We start from the raw sequence: 19,168 nt of genomic DNA, 5'->3' as shown, positions 1-19,168 counted from the left end.
CTGGATCCTAATACGGTTAAGTTGTACAACGCCAATTTTTTCGGGTTTAAAGTAATGTCTTTTAAACTGGGGTCCGTATTGGCTTTTCTCATTTTTCACGCGCTTACCTGGTGCTCCTGGGCAGTAATTGCCGGAGCGGTTATTTTTTTTGTAAGAAGATTAACCAATGCGGGACTCATTGCGTCGCAAACCTTTGAAGGCGACCTGCTGCCACTCATACTCCTCATCATTATTTCGGTAACAGGGCTTGGACTTAATTTCAGCTACGCCTTCATGAAAGGAATGGCATACGATTTTATGTCAGTTACTCATGCCATTTCTGTTATATTGTTCCTGGTATGGATCCCTTTCGGGAAATTTTTTCATATTATCCAGCGCCCGGCCCAAATAGGCGCACACATCTATAAACGGGAAGGCAAAAAAAGAGGAATGGCCGTATGCCCCCACACCGGTAAGGAATTTACCACACAACTGCATGTAAACGATCTTAAAATAGTGACCAAACAGGTAGGCTTCGATTTCACACTGGAAGACGGCAGCTCCCACCTGGATTACAGCCCCGAAGGCAAACGCTCCCTGCTGGCAAAAGCACACCTCAAAGCCAGGCAGGAAGGCGGGTCGTTTTTTGGATAACCAATTCGTAACATCCGGACTCAACTACTATCTGTATGGCAAAATTACCCGTATCACCAGAAAAGATCATCGATGATTTTGGACCGCACCTGAACTTCACACCCACTGAAGGCTACCCCGGAAGGGACGAACCGGATGCTACCGTGAAAACACATTGTTGCTTTTGTGGCATGCAATGCGGTATCCAGTTGCTCGTGAAAAACAATAAGGTGGTAGGATTTGAGCCGTGGATGGAATTTCCTTTTAACGAAGGCCGGCTTTGCCCCAAAGGCGTGCAGCGCTACCTGCAGGACAATCACCCCGACCGCCTGCTGGAACCGCTGGAAAGGGTGGAAGGAAAAGGGTTTAAACCGGTATCCTGGGATGCAGCGATGGACCGGGTAACGACAGAGATCCAACGGATCCAGCAAACCTACGGTAAGGATGCTTTCTCTATCTTATCGGGCGTTTCCCTCACCAATGAAAAAAGTTACCTGATGGGCAAGTTTGCCCGCGTTGCCGTTAAAACAAGTAACCTCGATTATAACGGACGCCTGTGTATGGTAAGCGCCGGCGCCGGTAATAAAAAAGCATTCGGGTTAGACCGTACCTCCAATAACTACACCGACCTTGCACATGCGGAAGTGATCATTGTAGCCGGCGCCAATGTAAGCGAAACCTTTCCTACACTTACTTACTGGATCTGGCGGGCAAGAGATAACGGCGCCAAACTGATTGTGGTGGATCCCCGTGTGATCCCCCTGGCGCGTACCGCCGATATCCATCTGCCCATAAAACCAGGCACCGACTCCGCGCTGTATGGCGCCATGCTCAAATACCTGGTAGACCATGATATGCTGGATCATGATTTTATTAATAACCACACTACCGGTTTTGAGGAAACCATTGCGGCTGTAAAAGATTATACCCTGGAATGGGCGGAGCAGGTAACAGGTATTGAGAAAGAAAAAATAGAACAGGCCGCCGCCCTTTGGGGTAAAGCCAGCACCAGTTTCCTGTTGCATGCACGTGGCATAGAGCATCATTCCAAAGGAGTGGAAAATGTACTGGGTTGTATTAACCTGGTGCTGGCCACCGGCCGTATTGGCCGCCCGTACTGCGGCTACGGCACCATTACCGGGCAGGGCAACGGCCAGGGCGGCAGGGAGCACGGGCATAAATGTGATCAGCTGCCCGGCAACCGCGATATTACCAACCCCGAACACCGGAAATATATTGCAGGCGTATGGGGTATTCCAGAATCCGAGCTGCCGGGGAAAGGACTTACCGCCTATGAACTGATTGAAGCCATTCACCGCGGTGAAGTAAAAGGGTTGTTGTCTATCTGCTTTAACCCGCTGGTGTCACTGCCTAATAATAACTATGTAAGGGAAGCGCTGGAAAAGCTGGAATTTTATGTGGCTATCGACTTCTTCCTGAATGAAACGGCACGCCATGCAGATATTATACTGGCAGGATCCCTTCATGAAGAAGAAGAGGGGACCGTTACCACTGCGGAAGGCCGTGTGGTTCGTATACGCGCTGCCGTTAGTCCACCGGGAAATGCGCATACAGATACCTCCATTATCCTGGACCTTGCGGCACGCCTCGGAGCGGCGGATAAATTTACCTATAAGGATTCCGAAGCCATCTTTAATGAACTGCGCGTGGCCTCTAAAGGAGGAACGGCCGATTATTACGGCATCACCTATAAAAAAATAGAAGATAACATGGGCGTTTTCTGGCCCTGTCCTTCGGAAGATCATCCGGGTACGCCGCGTTTATGGGAAGATAAAAAATTCGCCACACCCGATGGTAAGGCGCATTTTAATCCCGTTCATTACCGCGATCCCGGGGAAGTAACGGACGAAGAATACCCGGTGGTACTCACCACCGGCCGCGTGGTATCGCAATACCTCAGCGGCTCGCAAACCAGGCGTATCGGCAAGCTGGTAGGACTGATCCCCGAACCGTTGCTGGAAATTCACCCGGAACTGGCCGCGAAATACGGGATCAGACAACGGGAAATGGTAAAGGTGAGTACCCGTCGTGGTACGGGTGAGTTCCCGGCTAATATTGTGGAAACCATCCGTAAAGACACGGTGTTTATTCCTTATCACTGGCCGGGCAGGAAATCGGCCAACCAGCTTACTATCGGTACGCTCGATCCTGTATCAAAGATCCCGGAATTTAAAGTATGCGCCTGTAAACTGGAACCGCTGGGGTTTATTTCCACGCCTGGTGAAACAACGGCGTTCAACAGTATCTGATGATCATTAAACCGCATTTGCAAAATGGAAGTTACCGCCTACAAAACAGACATGGAGTTTTTCGTTGACATGCAACGATGCATTGGTTGTAAAGCCTGTGAAATGGCCTGTGCAGAATGTGAAACCAATGGCCAGGAAAGCATGATACATGTGAACTACGTGGAGCGTGCCGTTACCATTCAAACTACGGTACAGGTATGTATGCACTGCGATGACCCGGTATGCGCCAAGGTATGCCCGGCGGATGCCATCAGTAAAGATGATTTCGGAGTGGTGCACAGCGCCAATACCTCCCGCTGCATCGGCTGTTCCAACTGTGTGATGGCTTGCCCGTTCGGAGTGCCCATCAAAGAAGAGAAATACGATATGATGATGAAGTGCAACATGTGTTACGACCGTACCAGTGCGGGAAAGAAGCCGATGTGCGCAACGGTTTGTCCCAGCCAGGCATTGTTTTACGGCACCCGTGAAGAAATAAGCCGGATGCGTCCTAACAGTACGCCTGTTAATGCGTTCGTATTTGGTGAGCAGGTGGTAACCACCAAAGTAAATATCATGATGCCCAAAGGAAGTACCCAATTGAAAGTTCATTAAACTGAAAGATATGTCTGATCAAACAGCAAAAGAACCTAACTGGAAACAGGATTTCCCTGTGGAAAGAACAGAAGCAACTTCTGTAAGCCGCAGGGATTTTGCACGGTTTTTATGCCTGGTATCCGGTGGCCTGGCCGTTGGCAGCGCTTATGTGGCGGTAAAGGCCAATTTCTTTCCGCCCGAAGAAGTAAAGGGAGAACATTTTGTTTGCAAAGCAAACAGCGTACCGGTGGGAGGCACCCGCTCCTTCGTTATTGCGGGCAGCACCATCCCTTACATCCTTATCCGGCTGGAGAATGGCCATTGGAGAGCTTATGAGCAGAAATGTACGCATTTATCCTGCGCCGTATATTACAAACCAGGCAGCGGCCAGGTAGTATGCCCTTGCCACGAAGGCTTCTTCGACGCCATGACCGGCGAAGTAACAGCCGGTCCGCCGCCCCGCCCGTTACCCGCCCTGGAAGTACTGCTAAAAGGCGATGATGTATACGTAAGGGCTCATGGAAATGAAACCGGTAGTTAAACGGTCATCCAAAGCAGTCATCTCAAAAAATATTATCGCAAACAATCATCTCCCTAAAATCACTATATATGAGCAATTTCAAAGAAGCTCAAAACAAAGCCCATCCCAACAAATCGAATACGCTGATGTCGGCGCTGATCGTTATCCTCATTCTGAACATCGGCATCCAGATCTGGCTGTTGTACACCGGCCTTAACAACGCCCTTGGCGACAACCGGGATATTGCATTGCCCGCATTTATAGCGTCCTTCATTTTATTCCTGATCGGATTTTTCTGGTTATATTTCCTCCCCATGGGAGATAGAAAAAAAGACAAATAAAAAATCACAAAAAAAATCTAATCAGGGTAATCAATGTAATCAGTTTAATCCTGAGTCAGACAATCTCCGCTCCAACCTTTTTTTATTTTTTTTAAAAAGTTCTCCTTTTTTATTAGCTTGTATCCTGCCAAAATCACTTACTACACCATGAGCACATTAACAACAATGCCAGTGGACGCCGGGGCCGCATCAGCAGTGGTAACCCCCAACAATGAAAAAAAGGGCCGGCTCTATTCCCTCGACGCCTTGCGGGGATTTGATATGTTCTGGATCATGGGCGGCGGCTCCATTTTCCAGGCCATTGCCAAAGCAACGGGATCACCTTTCTGGGAAGGAGTAGCTGTACAGCTGGAACATCCCGCGTGGAACGGGTTCCATTTTTACGACCTCATTTTCCCGCTTTTCCTGTTTATGGCCGGCGTGTCTACCCCGTATTCGGTTGGCCGTGAAATAGAGAAGGGGAAGAGCAGGAGCCAGCTTTTGTTGCGCGTTATCAAAAGGGGGCTGATACTGGTGTTGCTGGGTATTATTTACAATAACGGGCTGCAGATCCAGCCGGTGTCGCAGATCCGTTTTGGCAGTGTGCTGGGGCGTATCGGGCTGGCTTATATGTTTGCCAATATCATTTACCTGTATACAAAAGAGCGGGCGCAGATGATCTGGTTTGCCGCCATCCTGGTAACTTACTGGCTGCTGTTAAAATTTGCTTCCGCACCCGGTTTCCCTGCAGGTGATCTTACCATGGAGGGGAATTTTGCTTCCTACCTCGATCGCTGTATTCTTCCCGGTAAGTTGTACCTGGGTATTCATGACCCGGAAGGGTTTACCTCTACCTTCCCGGCCATCAGCACGGCGATGCTGGGCATTCTTACCGGCAATTTATTACGTAACAGTACCATGGCCCCGGTGAGGAAAGTAGGCGTAATGGCGCTTACCGGTGTAATTTTCCTGGTACTGGCGCAGGTATGGAACCTGGATTTTCCCATTAATAAAAACCTGTGGACCAGCTCCTTTGTGCTGCACGTGGGAGGTATCAGCCTGTTGCTGCTGGCGCTCTTTTATTATGTGATCGATATAGCCGGGTACAGGAAGTGGGCCTTCTTTTTCAGGGTGATCGGGATGAACTCCATCCTCATTTATATTTCCGGTCATTTTATTGATTGGGGTTATTCCAATAATGCTGTTTTTAAATGGCTGGGACAATTGGTGGGCGACCCGTTCGGGGCTGTGGCCCTCGCCATCTCCCTGGTATTTGTAAAATGGCTGTTCCTGTATTTTATGTATAAACAGAAGTTGTTCCTGAAAGTATAAAACAATGATATTGACTGAAAGCGTGGTACATGTTGTATCACGCTTTTTTTATTTTTGGGAGATGAAAGACGGGGAGCGCCTTTCCCGGTGCATTTCCCGGCCGTTGACACTGTTTGCTGTATGCGTTACACCCGGGGAGAAGAAATTTTTTTTGCAGATCAGGATATCTAATCGTAATATTGCGATGTGTTTAAGCGCTAATATATGGGAGCTACAAAATCAGACCTGTTCACGAAACAGCAGAACGATATCGCCACTATGGCGAAGGCGTTGGCGCACCCTGCCCGCATAGCCATTTTGCAATACCTTGTTAAAAAGAATGCCTGCGTTTGCGGCGATCTGGTGGATGAACTGGGGCTGGCCCAGGCTACTACTTCCCAGCACCTGAAGGAGCTGAAAAACGCGGGTTTAATCCAGGGAACTATTGAAGGAGCCAGTGTTTGCTATTGTATTAATCCAAAAGTATGGAACCAGTACGGTAAAATATTCGGGGCATTCTTCACAGAAGCAAAGGAGATCAAATCCTGCTGTTAAAATTTTTTATCTATATTAATCGCAATATTGCAATTATACAATGAATTGTTGTTCACATGGAGCATTGTAGTCCGGCACAGCGTAAAAAGCTGGGTTTTACAGACAGGTATCTTACAGGATGGATTTTCCTGGCCATGGCCACCGGCATTGGTATTGGCTATTTCTTTCCTTTTTTACCGGGGGTTATTAATTCCTTTTCGTCCGGAACCACTAATGTTCCCCTGGCCGCCGGCCTGATCCTGATGATGTATCCGCCATTGGCGAAAGTGAAGTATAACAGGATAGGGAAAGTGTTTCGCAATATAAAGGTGTTATCATTATCCCTGTTACTGAACTGGGTAATTGGTCCCCTGCTGATGTTCGGTTTGGCGGTATTGTTCCTCCATGGGTACGCCGAATATATGACAGGGCTTATTCTTATCGGTTTGGCCAGGTGTATTGCCATGGTGGTAGTATGGAATGAACTGGCAGATGGCGATCGTGAATATGCAGCAGGACTGGTAGCGCTCAACAGCATTTTCCAGGTATTGCTTTATAGTGTATATGCGTATGTGTTTATTACCTGGTTGCCAACGGTGTTTGGCCTGAAGGGTATCACTGTAGAGGTGTCTGTAGCGCAAATTGCCAGGAGTGTGGGCATCTATCTCGGGATTCCTTTTGCCGCAGGCATTATCAGCCAATACGGCCTGGTGGCGTTGAAAGGAGAGGAATGGTTCCGGGAGCGATTTATACCTTTTATTTCCCCTGTTACGCTTATTGCCCTCTTGTTCACCATTGTTGTGATGTTTAGCCTGAAAGGGGAACTGATCGTGCAAATCCCTTTGGATGTGGTACGGATAGCCATTCCGCTGATGGTGTACTTTGTTATTATGTTCCTGGTGAGTTTTGTTTTGGGAAAGATAGCGGGGGCCAACTATTCCCAGAATGCATCCATTGCCTTTACCGCCGCCGGCAACAATTTTGAATTAGCTATTGCAGTGGCCATCGGGGTATTTGGCATTAACTCAGGCCAGGCTTTCGTGGGCGTTATTGGTCCGCTGGTAGAAGTGCCGGCGCTGATAGCCCTCGTGAATGTGGCCTTTCGCCTTCGTAAACGCTGGTATGGTAATACCGGCAACAACAATTTTCCTGAAAAAATAAATCCTTCATATCATGACTAACACAAGAATGACCTGGCAATCTTTCAGGTCCCAGCTGGAAAAATACCCGGAACAAATACTACAGTTTCAATACGCAGCAGGTACGCTGGTAGCGCCATCTTACCACATCACTGAAATTAAACAGGCGCCCATTACGTCCGTAGATTGCGGGGGGAAAATGAATGCGTGGACAGAAATCATTGTACAGTTATGGGAGCCGGAACAATCACAAACTAACCGCGCAATGGCCGTGAATAAGGCTTTGAAGATAGTAGACCTGGTAGAGAAGAGTATAGACCTGCACCCGGAGGCTATAGTGAAAATAGAATTTGGTAATGCAGCATTTGATACCCGGCAGATGTATCCCAACCAATTCCGCCTGGAAGGAGAAAACCTGGTGGTGAACCTGCAGCCGGATGCCACACAGTGTAAGGCAACGGATCGTGGCGCTACCTGCGGTACACCTGGAAGCAAAACGTTGGAAGCCGGTACCTCCTGCACACCGGGAGGCGGCTGTTGCTGATCATGATCACAAAAACAAACACATGAAAAAAGTATTAGTACTATGCACCGGCAACAGCTGCCGCAGCCAGATCGCTGAAGGTTACCTGAAACATTTTGCCGGCAACAAAGCGGAAGTTTACAGCGCCGGGGTGGAAACGCATGGCGTTAATCCCCGCGCAATAGCCACCATGGCGGAAGATGGCATTGATATCTCCACACATACTTCCAATAACATCAACGAATACAGGAACATTGATTTCGATTATGTAATTACGGTATGCGATCATGCAAAAGAACGATGCCCCTTTTTCCCGTCATCAGCCATAAAGCTGCATGAAAATTTCCCGGACCCCGCAAAGGCCACCGGCACGGAAGAACAGGTGACGGCTGCCTTCAGGGAGGTGCGGCAAATAATAAAAGATTACACAAAAAAATTTGTGGAACAATACCTGTAAATGTCTTTTGAACCCGGCGGGGTACAACACCATTTACCCCGCCGGTAATTCCATGCTCCCCACACCGGAAAAAGTTGGTCATCCGCTTCTATCTCCCCAAATCATTTTAAAATCATCACAAAAATCAAATCAGGGTAATCAGCGTAATCATCAAAATCCTGCGTCTGACAATATCCGCTTCTATCTCCCCGAATCCTTCAAAAATCCCACAAAATCTAATCAGCGTAATCAATGAAATCAGTTTAATCCTGAGTCAGGCAAAATCCGCGAAACTTTCAATACATTTGTGCCTTAACTTTAGAAATCAGGGATGAAGGGGAAAGAGATCATAAACGGGGAGGAATTGCTGCTACAGGAGCAGTTTACCGCCTATTTCCGCCTGTATGAATACCCCCTCTATTGCTTTGCCCTGAAAACCATCCAGTCTGAATTACTCGCCCGCGACATTATCCAGGAAGTATTTATTAAGCTGTGGACGGTCCGCGACCAGTTCAGCGCCATTACTAATATAGAAGATTATCTGTATAGGATGGTCCGCAATAAGGTAGTGGATGTATTGCGTCAGCTGGCAAACGACCGTCGCCTGCGCGCGGAATACTTCAACGACCACCAGTGGGAGGAAAGCCGCACCTACGATAATATAGTGGCCAAAGAATATGAATTTGCCCTGGCGGAAGCCATCAACCAGCTGCCACCCCAGCGCCGGATCATTTACCAGCTGAGCCAGGTGGAAGGCCGCACCCGCAACGAAATAGCAGAAGAACTCAGCATTTCCCCATCTACCGTAAAAAACCAGCTAACCGCCGCTTTAAGCTATCTCCGTAAAATGGTAGCCGGCCAGATTAAATTATTTTAATTTTTTTTTCCAGGCAATAGGACACCGGCGTTTTTCAAACGTCAGTAAGGTATAGTCCTTTATCAGGACCTGTCATTTTTAATACGAACGGAGATTGGATCAGGCACATTTTACACATCTTTTCAGGTTATACATTTCCGGCAAATGCACGCCGGAAGAAAGGAATCAATTCTTCGACCTCCTGGATGCCAATAAGGAGAACGATTTGATGATATCCCTGCTGGACCAGCTATACAGTGAAGTACGGCTGGAAACACCGTCGGCTACCTACGTCAATAACCGCGGGGAGATAGACCTGGCCGTTCGCCCGGCTAGGCCTGCAAAAGTGATCCCTTTCTATCAGCGGCGAAATACCTTTCGCTGGGCCGCCGCCGCCTCTTTCCTGCTGATATTGGGTGCAGGCGCATGGATGTATTCCGCCCGCCATACACCGGCGCCGGTGGCCGCCAGCCTGCAAAAAAAGCATACGCCTGCATTGATCGCCGCCACTACCTCCATCCGTACCGGCAACCGGGAACGTAAAGTACTGGTGCTGGCCGACAGTACGCGGATTGTACTGAACAGCGGATCGGAAGTTAGGTATCCTGATCAGTTTGATCCGCAGCGCAGGGAAATATTCCTGGAAGGAGAAGCATTCTTTGAAGTATCCAACGCGGCTGCATGGCCTTTCGTGATCCATTCCGCCGGCGGAATGACCACCACCGTACTCGGCACCTCTTTCAATATTAAAGCCTATCCGGGCCGCAGCCAGGCCATCGTATCGGTGGTTACAGGAAAAGTAAAGATCTCAAAAGATAAAAAAGATATATCCACCCTTATCAAAGGACAGGAAATGCACCTCACCATGCTTACCGGCGAAGTGCTGCAACGCAATACCACCGGCATGAATACCGCCGGCTGGCAAACAGGAGACATCAGTTTCAACGATGAACCACTGGCAGATATTCTGAAAGATCTTCAGATCTTTTACGGCATCAATATAAAAACCAACAACCCGGCATTGGCTAACCTGCTGATCACTACCGGGTTTAAGAAGAATACATCTGTTGACAGTGCCCTTGATATCATATGTGAACTGGCCAATGCAAAGTACGCCAGGAATCAGGACGGTTACGTAGTTTACTGACTACACATTTAAATCAACCAATTAAAGTACGAGATGACAAAAAAGATTGTTGCAGTGCTGCTGGCATTGCTATGCCTGAACTTTTCCCTTTCCTATGCACAGGAAAAAGAAGAAAGAGTAACCCTGCACCTGGCCAACACTACTTTCAAAGAAGTGTTCCGGCAAATGCAGGCGCAAACGGGTAAGTATTTCGGTTACCAGTCGAAAGACCTGGAAGCCCTTCCCCGCGTGCAATTTGATTGTACCAATGAACGGCTGGAAGATGCACTGAAGCAACTGCTGCATAACACCGGTCTAACTTTCACGGTGAAAGGAAACAATGTGCTCATCAAAAAAAGCCAGGAAGTTCCCGCCGGATCCCGGCAGCTGGAAACTATGCCCCGCACGGGAAACAGGACCATCGCCGGTAAGGTGATCAACAGCGAACAACAGGGGATACCCGGCGTTAGTATCCTGGGCCTCACTACTAAGAAAACCGCCTTCACCAACGATAACGGTGAATATTTTATACAGCTCCCGGAAGATGAAACGATGTTGTCTTTTTCCAGCGTGGGATTTGAAAGCCGGAACGTAATGCTGGGCGCGGCAAAGAACTATAACGTTACCTTACCTGAACGCGTAGGCAACCTGAAACAGGTGGAAGTAGTATCCACCGGTTATGTAAACCTGCCTAAAGAACGCGCTACCGGCTCCTTTGGCGTGGTAACGGCAAAAGACCTGGAAAAGATCCCCGTGCCCAATGTGCTTTACCGCCTCGAGGGGCAGGTGCCCGGCGTACTGCTGAACCTTACCGAATCAGACAACACCTTTGTATATGGCAACCTGAATGGCGCCGTGCAGGGAAACGGCAGTTATACAATTGCCATCAGGGGCGCCAGCACACTGAACAACGATGTAAATAAAAAGCCACTGGTGGTGATAGACGGTTTTCCTACGGAGCTGGATATGCGTACCATCAACCCCGCTGATGTAGAACAGATCACCTTCCTGAAAGATGCCGCCGCCGCTTCTATCTGGGGCGCACGCGCGTCTGCAGGCGTAATTGTGATCACTACCAAAAAAGGGAAAATAAATGACGGCACGCCGCGCATCTCCTTTACCGCAGGACTGGGCCTGAACGGTAAGCCCAGGTTATCATCCATGCCAATGATGAACGCGGCACAGATGATCGATTACGAGCAGGAACTGGTGAACAAAGGTTTTATCACCGATCCGGCCAGCCTGCCCGCCTCCAGCCAGCGGCCGGTAAGCCAGGTGGTAGATTGGCTTTTCCGCCTCAAAAGAGGGGACGTGACCCAGGCACAGGTAGACGACGCATTTACCATACTGAAAGGCCGGGATTCCAGGAAACAGGTAGAGCAATATCTTCTGAAACCTGCTTCTACCAGCCACTACGATCTTAGTATCAGCGGCGGTACCGGCAGGCATACCTATTTCGTTTCCGGCGCCTACGACCGGGAAAATACCAGCGCTAAAAAAACTTTCGGCGAAAGGATCACGTTAACGGCTAACCAGGAATTTACCTTCTTTAAAAATGTAACCCTGTCGGCCAACCTGCGTGGGAACTGGTTCCGCTACAGCACCGGCGGATTGGGTACCAGCGTATATGCTCCTTCGCCTACTCCGCTCATGCCTTACGACCAGCTGGTAGATGATAACGGTAACAACGTGGGATATTCACAGGCGTATTATTCCGGCAGGCTGACCCAGCTGGAAGCACGGGGATATATGCCCTGGCGTTACAACTATATGGATGAACAGGCGATGCTGGACAATACTACCAATGAAAGCAACTACGCTGCTATCCTGGGGCTGAATATACCAATCTACAAAGGACTGAGCTTTAATGCACAGTATATGGCAGAACGGTCATCATCTTCCGGTAAATTCTTTCACCCGGACAGTTCCTACTATACCCGCAACCTGCTGAACGGCGCTACCTCTATTGATGCGAACGGAAAGCTGGTGTATGGCATCCCCCTGGGCGCCATCATGGAAACATCCGATTATTCAAAAAATAACTACAGTGTACGCGGCCAGCTTAGCCTGGACCGGAATTTTTCCGGTAATCACCAGGTGAATGCACTGGCAGGTATGGAAGCACGCCAAACCATTGATGGGTCCAATACTAACCGCCTGTATGGATTTAATACGCAAACCCAGTACAGCAAACCGGTAGATTATGTAACTCCTTATGTTACGGTAGACGGCTACCAGGGAACAGTACCTTACGGCGTGACGTATTCCTCCAAACGGAAACGCTACCTCTCTTACTACGGCAACTTTTCATATACCTATGCAGGTAAGTATACCCTGTCGGGCAGCGCGCGGTACGATGACTATAATAACTTCGGACTCGATAAAAAATACCGCGCAAAACCTTTCTGGTCCACCGGTGTAGCATGGGCATTATCCAAAGAGGACTTTATGCAGCCAGTGAGCTGGATAAGCGGGCTTACCCTGCGCGCTACCTACGGTATCAACGGTAATATCAGCACTACTGCATTACCATACGATCAGCTGTACCTGGGAACTGATTATCAATACCCATACGATCCTTATGCAGGGATCACTTCACCGGCCAATCCTTCCCTGCGCTGGGAACAAACGGGGGTATATAACCTGGGGATAGATTATGCCTTATTTGATAACCGCCTGTATGGTACCGCAGAATTTTATTATAAAAAGGGCACTGATCTTTTTGCCACTTTCCCGGTAGATAATACCGTGGGATTCGACAATCTTACCCGTAATACTTCTTCTCTCAGCGGGAAAGGGATCGACCTGTCGCTAGGCGGCAAAATCATCCGCCGGCATGCCTTTGAATGGTCTGCCAACGTGGTGTTCTCGTATAATACCAACAAGGTAACAGACGCCAGGTATAATGTGACCAGCGCGCTGCTCAGATCAGCCGGTGTGAGCGGCCCTATTGAAGGGTTACCTACAGATTACCTGATGGTGTTCCGCTACGCGGGCCTGGATAGCAAAGGCAGCCCGCTGGTGCTGGGCGGCAAAGGCGATACACTGAATATTAACCAGTCGCCAAAGGATATCAGCGACCTGAAAAATGCCGGCCGCTTATCAGCGCCCTATTTTGGAAGCCTGAGCCAAACATTCCGCTACAAAGGCTTTTCACTTGATGTAATGATCACCTATAAACTGGGTTACGTATTCCAGCGCCCCGTGCCCAGCGAATACCCCGGCCGTTACGGGTTCGGGAACTACGACTATAACAACCTGCTGGATAAGCGCTGGCGTAAACCGGGAGATGAAGCGTTTACCAATGTACCCGGCCTGAGTGGCAACAGCGCAGGAGCTATCAGGTATATCAATGCCGATATCAATGTATTACCCGGAGATCATATCCGCTTAAGGGAAGTGGCGCTCAGTTATAAGGTGCCGGCCGCATTGTTCAGCCGCCTGCCGGTTAAGGGTATTTCTTTTACCGGCGCGGCCAGGAACCTGGCGTTGCTGTGGACCAAAAATGCGGATGGTATAGATCCTGATTTCCCGCCAAGTATCCGGAATATGAAGCTGCCCCCGTCGGCATCGTATAATTTTTCACTGAATGTAAGCTTCTGATCTCATCTCAAAACGCAGTCAAATGAAACGATATAAAATATTCCTTCTTTTTATTATTACCGGTACGCTTTTTCAATCGTGCAGCAAATACACGGATATAAAAACAGAAGGCGCACTTACGCCCGACGATTATATTAACTACCGCTACCTGATGAACAACCGCCAGAACATGGAACGCTCCGTGGATATGCCGGATATGACGGCAGACGATATTGAGTATACCAGCGCATCGTTGCAGCAACGTTTATCGCCCGAGCTCCTGAATGCTTATATGTGGAGCGCTGAATATTATAATGCCCTCACCGCCGATCCGGACTGGAAAATATTGTACGCTACTATTTATCCCTGCAACCTGGTGATCCATGATGTAATGAACAGCAACGGCGGTACGGTGCCACTGAAAAAGCAGGTGTTGGCGGAAGCAAGGGTACACCGCGCATACAGCTATTTTACCCTGGTAAATATGTATGCAAAGCAGTACAATGAAAGCAGCAAAGCCACCGACCCGGGAGTACCTTTGCTCCTGGAGCCCGATGTGTCTGTTGCAGCCACCCGCGCCACTGTGCAACAGGTATACGACCAGGTGCTCAACGACCTGCAGGCGGCTATCCCTGATCTGCCGGAACAAAACACTTACAATCTCTATCCGTCCAAAGCAGCGGCTTATGCTATGCTGGCAAGAGTTTACCTGCAAATAGGACAGTACCCGGCGGCACTTGAAAATGCAGACAATGCCCTGAAGATCCAATCCGGCCTGCTGAACCTGCCCACGCTTACCAGCTACCCGCAGCGCACAGATAACCCGGAGATCATTTTTTCCAAAACAGCGGGAATGAGCCATCAGTACTCCAATTTACAGGTGATGAGCAGCGGGTTGTTATCGTTATACGATGTGAAAGACTACCGCTACAGCTATCTTACCGGCGACTACACCGACGGGGGAGTTACCTACCGTATTTCTTCCAGGGAAGCCGTTGCCGGCGCCAACCGCAACATCGGCGTATCTGTACCTGAAATGCTGCTCATTAAAGCCGAATGCCAGGCCAGGGCCGGTAACGCCGGCGCCGCTATGGGTACGGTGAATATTTTAAGGGCCAAACGTTTTGCAGCGGCGGATTTTGCACCAATGACCGCCACCAGTGCAAACGATGCGCTGGTAAAAGTATTGCAGGAAAGAAGGAGGGAATTATGTTTTACCTGTATCCGCTGGTTTGATCAGAAACGTTTGTTTACAGACAGCCGTTTTGCAGAAAATATTACCCGTACCAATATTGCTACCGGTGAAAGCTATACGCTTACACCCGGCAGCAACCGGTATATTTTCCCTGTGCCGGCATTTAATATCCAGCTGAATCCATCGCTGGAACAAAACCCGAGATAAACATTATAAAAGAATCTCCAGATGAATAAAATAAAAACGGCCCTCGTAATGCCGGCAGTATTATGCTCCGGAATGGCCTTCTCACAATCGGCAATGAAATTTACGCCTGCGCATCCAATGGCCGGCGATACGGTAACGCTTTACTACAACCCGGAAAATACCCCGCTGAAAGGACAGGCGCCCGTTACCGGTGTGATCTGGCTGTATAAGAACGATCAGTGGGAAACACAGGACCTGCAGATGAAAATGACGGATTCAGGTTGGGTAACACGCTATCATTTACCGGAAAAAACGGCGTTTGTAGTAGCTAATTTTTCTGCCAACGGTATTACAGATAAAGGTGGCACTCCTACCTATGCCATTATATTGTCCAATCCTAAAGGTGGTCAGATGCCCACCGGCTATGCTGCCTGGGCTTTTTTACGCCTCCCGGAAATGAAACAAACTGTGCCGCCTGCTATAGACGATACCGTAAAGATCACCGATGAAGTAGGCCTGTTCTGGATGAATAATGAACTCCGGTACCACCCGGAAAGCAGGCGTCATATTTTTTATAACGCAATGGCGATCCTGAAAAACAGCGGTGAAAAACGCGCCGATACCATCATCCCCCGGGAAATAAATTATATAAGCAGCCTGAAAGATGCTACCGAAGCGGAGTTGATGGAGGTGAGCAGGGCGTATAAAAATTTATTGGGAGACAGATCCCGCGCAGACTCCATGAATAAAGTGATCATTGCCAGGTTCCCTTCCGGTGTGGCTGCCCGTGATGCCATGGTATATAAAATGTTCATGGGCCAGTCCGGCAGCCGTTATGCCTTGTGGAAAGAGTTTGTGAAAAAATTTCCGCCGCAGCAGTTTGAAAACGTAAATACAGAGATCCAGCAACTGTATTACAACAAGGCTTTCCGCAGCGTGGTATATGAACAGATAATGGCCACAAAAAAACTGGACATACTGGATGAAATGATGGATGTGTCCTCCTTTGAGTCGCTTTCGGAATTTCATCGTCACCTGATCGTGAATGCGCTGGCGCATGATGAAATAAAACCGGCAGATGCACTGCCCTGGTCCAAAAAACTGGTAACGCATATGGAAGCAGCGATCAATAGAAAGAACGGTGCTGAAAGCCGCTTCTATTCACCACTGCAATGGAAGGCACTATTGCTGAACTACGCCGTGCCCGCCTTTATGGGACATGCTTCCCTGTTACATACGCTGGGCGATGATAAAACCGCCCTGTTGTGGATGGAAAAAGTGAAAACCCAGCCAGGGGCTAACAGCGCTGATTTTATGAGCCTGTACGCTACCTTGCTGGAAAATACCGGCAGGCATGCGGATGCCATGCAGGTGGCGGAGAACGCCGCCAGGACCAATAAAGCCACGCCGGAAGTAATAGCGCTGTTAAAACAGGAATACATCCGTAAGCATAAAAAAGAAGACGGCTTCGACGCTTATTTTCAGGGCATGAAAAGCACAGAAGGCTTATCCGCAGAACGGGAAGCCCTGCGTGCACAATTGATCCGCAAACCTGCGCCGGATTTTAAATTGCAGCAACTCACCGGTGGGGTAGCTAACCTGTCCAAAATGAAAGGCAAAATTGTAGTGCTGGATTTCTGGGCTACCTGGTGCGGCCCGTGTAAAGCAGCAATGCCCGGTATGCAGATGGCAGTAGATAAATATAGTAAAGACAAAAACGTGAACTTCTACTTTATTGCCACCATGGAAACCAAACCGGACTACAAGGATCAGATCAAAAAATTCCTCTCATCCAAAGGTATGCACCTGGATGTGTTGCTGGATGCCAAAAGCGACAGCACCGGTCAGCTCGACGACACCTATAACAAATACACCAAAGCCCTGTCTTTCTCCGGTATCCCGGCAAAGGTGATCATCGATCAGCATGGCGTGATCCGCTGGCTGGGAAGTGGTTATTACGGAAGTCCAAGCGCACTGGCGGATGAAATATCCTACATCATTGAGTTATTAAAGAAAGAAGGATGAATATAAGAGGATGCCTGGCAGTTGTTTGGACCGTTATATGCACTTCAGCGTCAGCTGTATATGCCCAGGGCGCACATAGTACAGACGTGCATTTCTATAATAAAGATAAAAGTATCCGCTTCGGTGGCACATTTACCATTCCGGCTAACCGCAAAAACTTCCCCGCCGTAGTATTATTGTCCGGTACCGGTAAGCAGGACCGGGATGGCACCATGGCAGGTCACAAAATGTTTAAAGCCCTGGCCGATTCCCTGGCGGCAACAGGCATTGCAGTGCTCCGTACAGATGATCGCGGTACCGGTGAAACCAATGGCGTATATGAAACGGCTACCACCAAAGATTTTGCGGACGATGCACTGGCGGCCATCGGCTTCCTGCGGTTGCAGCCAGGCGTTACAGTAACAGGGCTCATTGGCCATAGCGAAGGTGGCGCCGCCGCTATCATTGCCGCTGCTGAAAGTAAAAATGTGGCGTTTGTGATCACCCTGGCAGGACTGGCCACTACCGGTATCCAGGCGCTGAAGCTGCAAAACAATGCCATCATTGATGCAGCGCCCATTGCTGATTACGATAAAAACCGCCACCGTACCATCACCACACTGATGTTTGATACGGCTTACCGTTACGCCTATACGCCGGAAATGGAGACACGCCTCCGCACTACGTACAATGCATGGAAACATGCTGACGACAGCGCCTATGCGAAAGACAAGGCCGGGGAAGCAGATCACATGCGCTTCTTCCTGGAGTCTTATATCCGGCAGGCTACCGGCCCCTGGTATCAATACCACCTGCGGTTTGATCCTGCCCCTTTCCTGCAACAGATCAAAGTACCTTTCCTGGCACTGAACGGCGATAAGGACATCATGGTGCCTTACAAAGAAAACCTGGCCACCATTGAAACGGTTTTAAAAGAGAACGGTAACAAGCAGGTGACAGTGAAAGTACTGCCCGGGCTAAATCATCTTTTCCTGCATTGCGAAAGCTGTACAAACAGCGAACTGCCGCAGCTGAAGGGCGACTTTGCACCCGAAGCATGGGTAGTGATCAGGAACTGGATGCAAATGTTTTTATAACATCAATCATAGAGTGATGACCGCCATCCCTTTCCAGGGATGGCTTTTCTATCTTTCGAAAGAAGAAATATCAACGTAATACTTCTTAAAAGTATTCCTGTCCACGTACACATCTATCTTTTTATCCCGGTCAATATACGGGGTAGGGTCCGACCAGATAAAACCACTTTTAAAAGGATGCGTGATCCCGGTAAGCGGATCTTTCCACTCACACCGGATAAAAAAAGGGTGACGGCGGTTAACAGAAACAACACTGTTTATATCCACAGCAATAAAACCGGCCTGCACCAGCTGCCCTGATTGTTTCAGCCGTTCCTTCCTGGAATGGCCCACCTTTCTCACAATATGATATCCCAAACCAATAAGGCCAAATATCAATGCGAATACGCCGGTGATAAATACGGCGAAATATTGCCGCCAGCCGGCTATTTGAGCATTGTCAGGATCATTGGGGTTGTAGTAAATCTCCACCTGGTCGCCGATATCGTATCCTGCCGGGCTGGAGGATACATTGGAAACATAACGGTGCTTTACACCAGCTTCATCATTGTAGGTTACAACCGGGGAATAGGTGGTGGATTTGGAACCTCTTTTGGCGATGAGGTCTACCACGGTGCCATTGGTTTTTACTGCGGAAGCATTGAACTTTTTAACGTTATAAAAGAAGATAAGGGAAACGGTTAGCATAACAATGCCAATGACCAGGAAGATGTTGAAAACTAAAGATACGGAATTGCGTTTCATGTAAACAATGGGTTAAGTAAGGGTGTAAGATAATAAAAATGAGAATGAATAGAGGGGAAGGACCCCGACTTTGGTATTAAACTGTCACAGGTGCCGGGAATCTATGTTTTAATTGCTCCAGTCCTTTTTTTATTAAG

17 protein-coding genes are annotated in these 19,168 nt (G+C 48.7%); 16 read left to right on the top strand and 1 reads right to left on the bottom strand.

Annotation, left to right across the window (positions count from 1 at the left end; translation table 11 throughout):
- From VN105_RS21815 to VN105_RS21740, 16 genes are all read left to right on the top strand, one after another.
- A partial coding sequence (locus VN105_RS21815) for a hypothetical protein (protein ID WP_325644177.1) occupies positions 1–633 on the top strand: 633 nt, incomplete at its 5' end.
- 35 nt (positions 634–668) lie between these two features.
- Positions 669–2,882 carry a molybdopterin oxidoreductase family protein gene (locus VN105_RS21810; RefSeq protein ID WP_325644175.1) on the top strand — a complete coding sequence of 738 codons (2,214 nt, stop codon included), beginning with the start codon at positions 669–671 and terminating at the stop codon, positions 2,880–2,882.
- 24 nt (positions 2,883–2,906) lie between these two features.
- On the top strand, positions 2,907–3,476 hold the full coding sequence (locus tag VN105_RS21805) for a 4Fe-4S dicluster domain-containing protein (RefSeq protein ID WP_325644173.1): 570 nt from the start codon (positions 2,907–2,909) through the stop codon (positions 3,474–3,476).
- Positions 3,477–3,486: 10 nt separating this feature from the next.
- Positions 3,487–3,999, top strand: coding sequence for a Rieske (2Fe-2S) protein (locus VN105_RS21800; RefSeq protein WP_325644171.1), 513 nt, complete (start codon positions 3,487–3,489; stop codon positions 3,997–3,999).
- A gap of 68 nt (positions 4,000–4,067) precedes the next feature.
- Positions 4,068–4,319, top strand: coding sequence for a DUF6755 family protein (locus VN105_RS21795; RefSeq protein WP_325644169.1), 252 nt, complete (start codon positions 4,068–4,070; stop codon positions 4,317–4,319).
- 147 nt (positions 4,320–4,466) lie between these two features.
- Positions 4,467–5,630: a DUF5009 domain-containing protein gene (locus tag VN105_RS21790; RefSeq protein ID WP_325644167.1), complete on the top strand. Its 1,164-nt coding sequence runs from the start codon at positions 4,467–4,469 to the stop codon at positions 5,628–5,630.
- Between the two features lie 204 nt (positions 5,631–5,834).
- Entirely contained in the window at positions 5,835–6,164 is a 330-nt protein-coding gene (locus VN105_RS21785) for a metalloregulator ArsR/SmtB family transcription factor (RefSeq protein WP_325644165.1), read from the top strand.
- 56 nt (positions 6,165–6,220) lie between these two features.
- Positions 6,221–7,324, top strand: coding sequence for an ACR3 family arsenite efflux transporter (gene arsB / locus VN105_RS21780; RefSeq protein WP_325644163.1), 1,104 nt, complete (start codon positions 6,221–6,223; stop codon positions 7,322–7,324).
- On the top strand, positions 7,317–7,826 hold the full coding sequence (locus VN105_RS21775) for a DUF6428 family protein (RefSeq protein WP_325644161.1): 510 nt from the start codon (positions 7,317–7,319) through the stop codon (positions 7,824–7,826). Before arsB ends, VN105_RS21775 begins: the two co-directional genes overlap by 8 nt.
- Positions 7,827–7,848: 22 nt before the next feature.
- Positions 7,849–8,262: an arsenate reductase ArsC gene (locus VN105_RS21770; protein WP_325644159.1), complete on the top strand. Its 414-nt coding sequence runs from the start codon at positions 7,849–7,851 to the stop codon at positions 8,260–8,262.
- A gap of 310 nt (positions 8,263–8,572) precedes the next feature.
- Positions 8,573–9,118, top strand: a complete 546-nt coding sequence (locus VN105_RS21765; RefSeq protein ID WP_325644157.1) for an RNA polymerase sigma-70 factor — start codon at positions 8,573–8,575, stop codon at positions 9,116–9,118.
- A gap of 94 nt (positions 9,119–9,212) precedes the next feature.
- Positions 9,213–10,244 (top strand): FecR family protein, encoded by a 1,032-nt coding sequence (locus VN105_RS21760; protein WP_325644155.1) that lies wholly within the window; start codon positions 9,213–9,215, stop codon positions 10,242–10,244.
- Positions 10,245–10,277: 33 nt separating this feature from the next.
- A complete protein-coding gene (locus VN105_RS21755; protein ID WP_325644153.1) occupies positions 10,278–13,826 on the top strand; it encodes a SusC/RagA family TonB-linked outer membrane protein in 3,549 nt (1,182 codons plus the stop codon).
- 22 nt (positions 13,827–13,848) lie between these two features.
- Positions 13,849–15,207 carry a RagB/SusD family nutrient uptake outer membrane protein gene (locus tag VN105_RS21750; protein ID WP_325644151.1) on the top strand — a complete coding sequence of 453 codons (1,359 nt, stop codon included), beginning with the start codon at positions 13,849–13,851 and terminating at the stop codon, positions 15,205–15,207.
- A 21-nt stretch (positions 15,208–15,228) separates the two neighbouring features.
- Positions 15,229–17,211: a redoxin domain-containing protein gene (locus VN105_RS21745; RefSeq protein WP_325644149.1), complete on the top strand. Its 1,983-nt coding sequence runs from the start codon at positions 15,229–15,231 to the stop codon at positions 17,209–17,211.
- Positions 17,208–18,287: an alpha/beta hydrolase gene (locus VN105_RS21740; RefSeq protein WP_325644147.1), complete on the top strand. Its 1,080-nt coding sequence runs from the start codon at positions 17,208–17,210 to the stop codon at positions 18,285–18,287. Before VN105_RS21745 ends, VN105_RS21740 begins: the two co-directional genes overlap by 4 nt.
- A 48-nt stretch (positions 18,288–18,335) precedes the next feature.
- On the opposite strand, the gene VN105_RS21735 is transcribed toward VN105_RS21740, so the two are convergent.
- On the bottom strand, positions 18,336–19,031 hold the full coding sequence (locus VN105_RS21735) for a DUF3592 domain-containing protein (RefSeq protein WP_325644145.1): 696 nt from the start codon (positions 19,029–19,031) through the stop codon (positions 18,336–18,338).
- Positions 19,032–19,168 lie beyond the last annotated feature (137 nt).

This window comes from Chitinophaga sp. (genome assembly GCF_035564935.1).
Taxonomy (GTDB): domain Bacteria; phylum Bacteroidota; class Bacteroidia; order Chitinophagales; family Chitinophagaceae; genus Chitinophaga.
Note: the sequence above shows the minus strand (reverse complement) of the source record. Positions and strands in the feature narration are given on the sequence as shown.

Bases quoted from the DNA above. Each gene is read 5' to 3' on its own strand.
- VN105_RS21785 (WP_325644165.1), top strand. From the start codon at position 5,835: ATGGGAGCTACAAAATCAGACCTGTTCACGAAACAGCAGAACGATATC.
- VN105_RS21790 (WP_325644167.1), top strand. From the start codon at position 4,467: ATGAGCACATTAACAACAATGCCAGTGGACGCCGGGGCCGCATCAGCA.
- VN105_RS21800 (WP_325644171.1), top strand. From the start codon at position 3,487: ATGTCTGATCAAACAGCAAAAGAACCTAACTGGAAACAGGATTTCCCT.
- VN105_RS21810 (WP_325644175.1), top strand. From the start codon at position 669: ATGGCAAAATTACCCGTATCACCAGAAAAGATCATCGATGATTTTGGA.
- VN105_RS21795 (WP_325644169.1), top strand. From the start codon at position 4,068: ATGAGCAATTTCAAAGAAGCTCAAAACAAAGCCCATCCCAACAAATCG.
- VN105_RS21735 (WP_325644145.1), bottom strand. From the start codon at position 19,031: ATGAAACGCAATTCCGTATCTTTAGTTTTCAACATCTTCCTGGTCATT.
- VN105_RS21755 (WP_325644153.1), top strand. From the start codon at position 10,278: ATGACAAAAAAGATTGTTGCAGTGCTGCTGGCATTGCTATGCCTGAAC.
- VN105_RS21770 (WP_325644159.1), top strand. From the start codon at position 7,849: ATGAAAAAAGTATTAGTACTATGCACCGGCAACAGCTGCCGCAGCCAG.
- VN105_RS21805 (WP_325644173.1), top strand. From the start codon at position 2,907: ATGGAAGTTACCGCCTACAAAACAGACATGGAGTTTTTCGTTGACATG.
- VN105_RS21765 (WP_325644157.1), top strand. From the start codon at position 8,573: ATGAAGGGGAAAGAGATCATAAACGGGGAGGAATTGCTGCTACAGGAG.
- VN105_RS21775 (WP_325644161.1), top strand. From the start codon at position 7,317: ATGACTAACACAAGAATGACCTGGCAATCTTTCAGGTCCCAGCTGGAA.
- VN105_RS21750 (WP_325644151.1), top strand. From the start codon at position 13,849: ATGAAACGATATAAAATATTCCTTCTTTTTATTATTACCGGTACGCTT.
- VN105_RS21745 (WP_325644149.1), top strand. From the start codon at position 15,229: ATGAATAAAATAAAAACGGCCCTCGTAATGCCGGCAGTATTATGCTCC.
- arsB (WP_325644163.1), top strand. From the start codon at position 6,221: ATGGAGCATTGTAGTCCGGCACAGCGTAAAAAGCTGGGTTTTACAGAC.
- VN105_RS21740 (WP_325644147.1), top strand. From the start codon at position 17,208: ATGAATATAAGAGGATGCCTGGCAGTTGTTTGGACCGTTATATGCACT.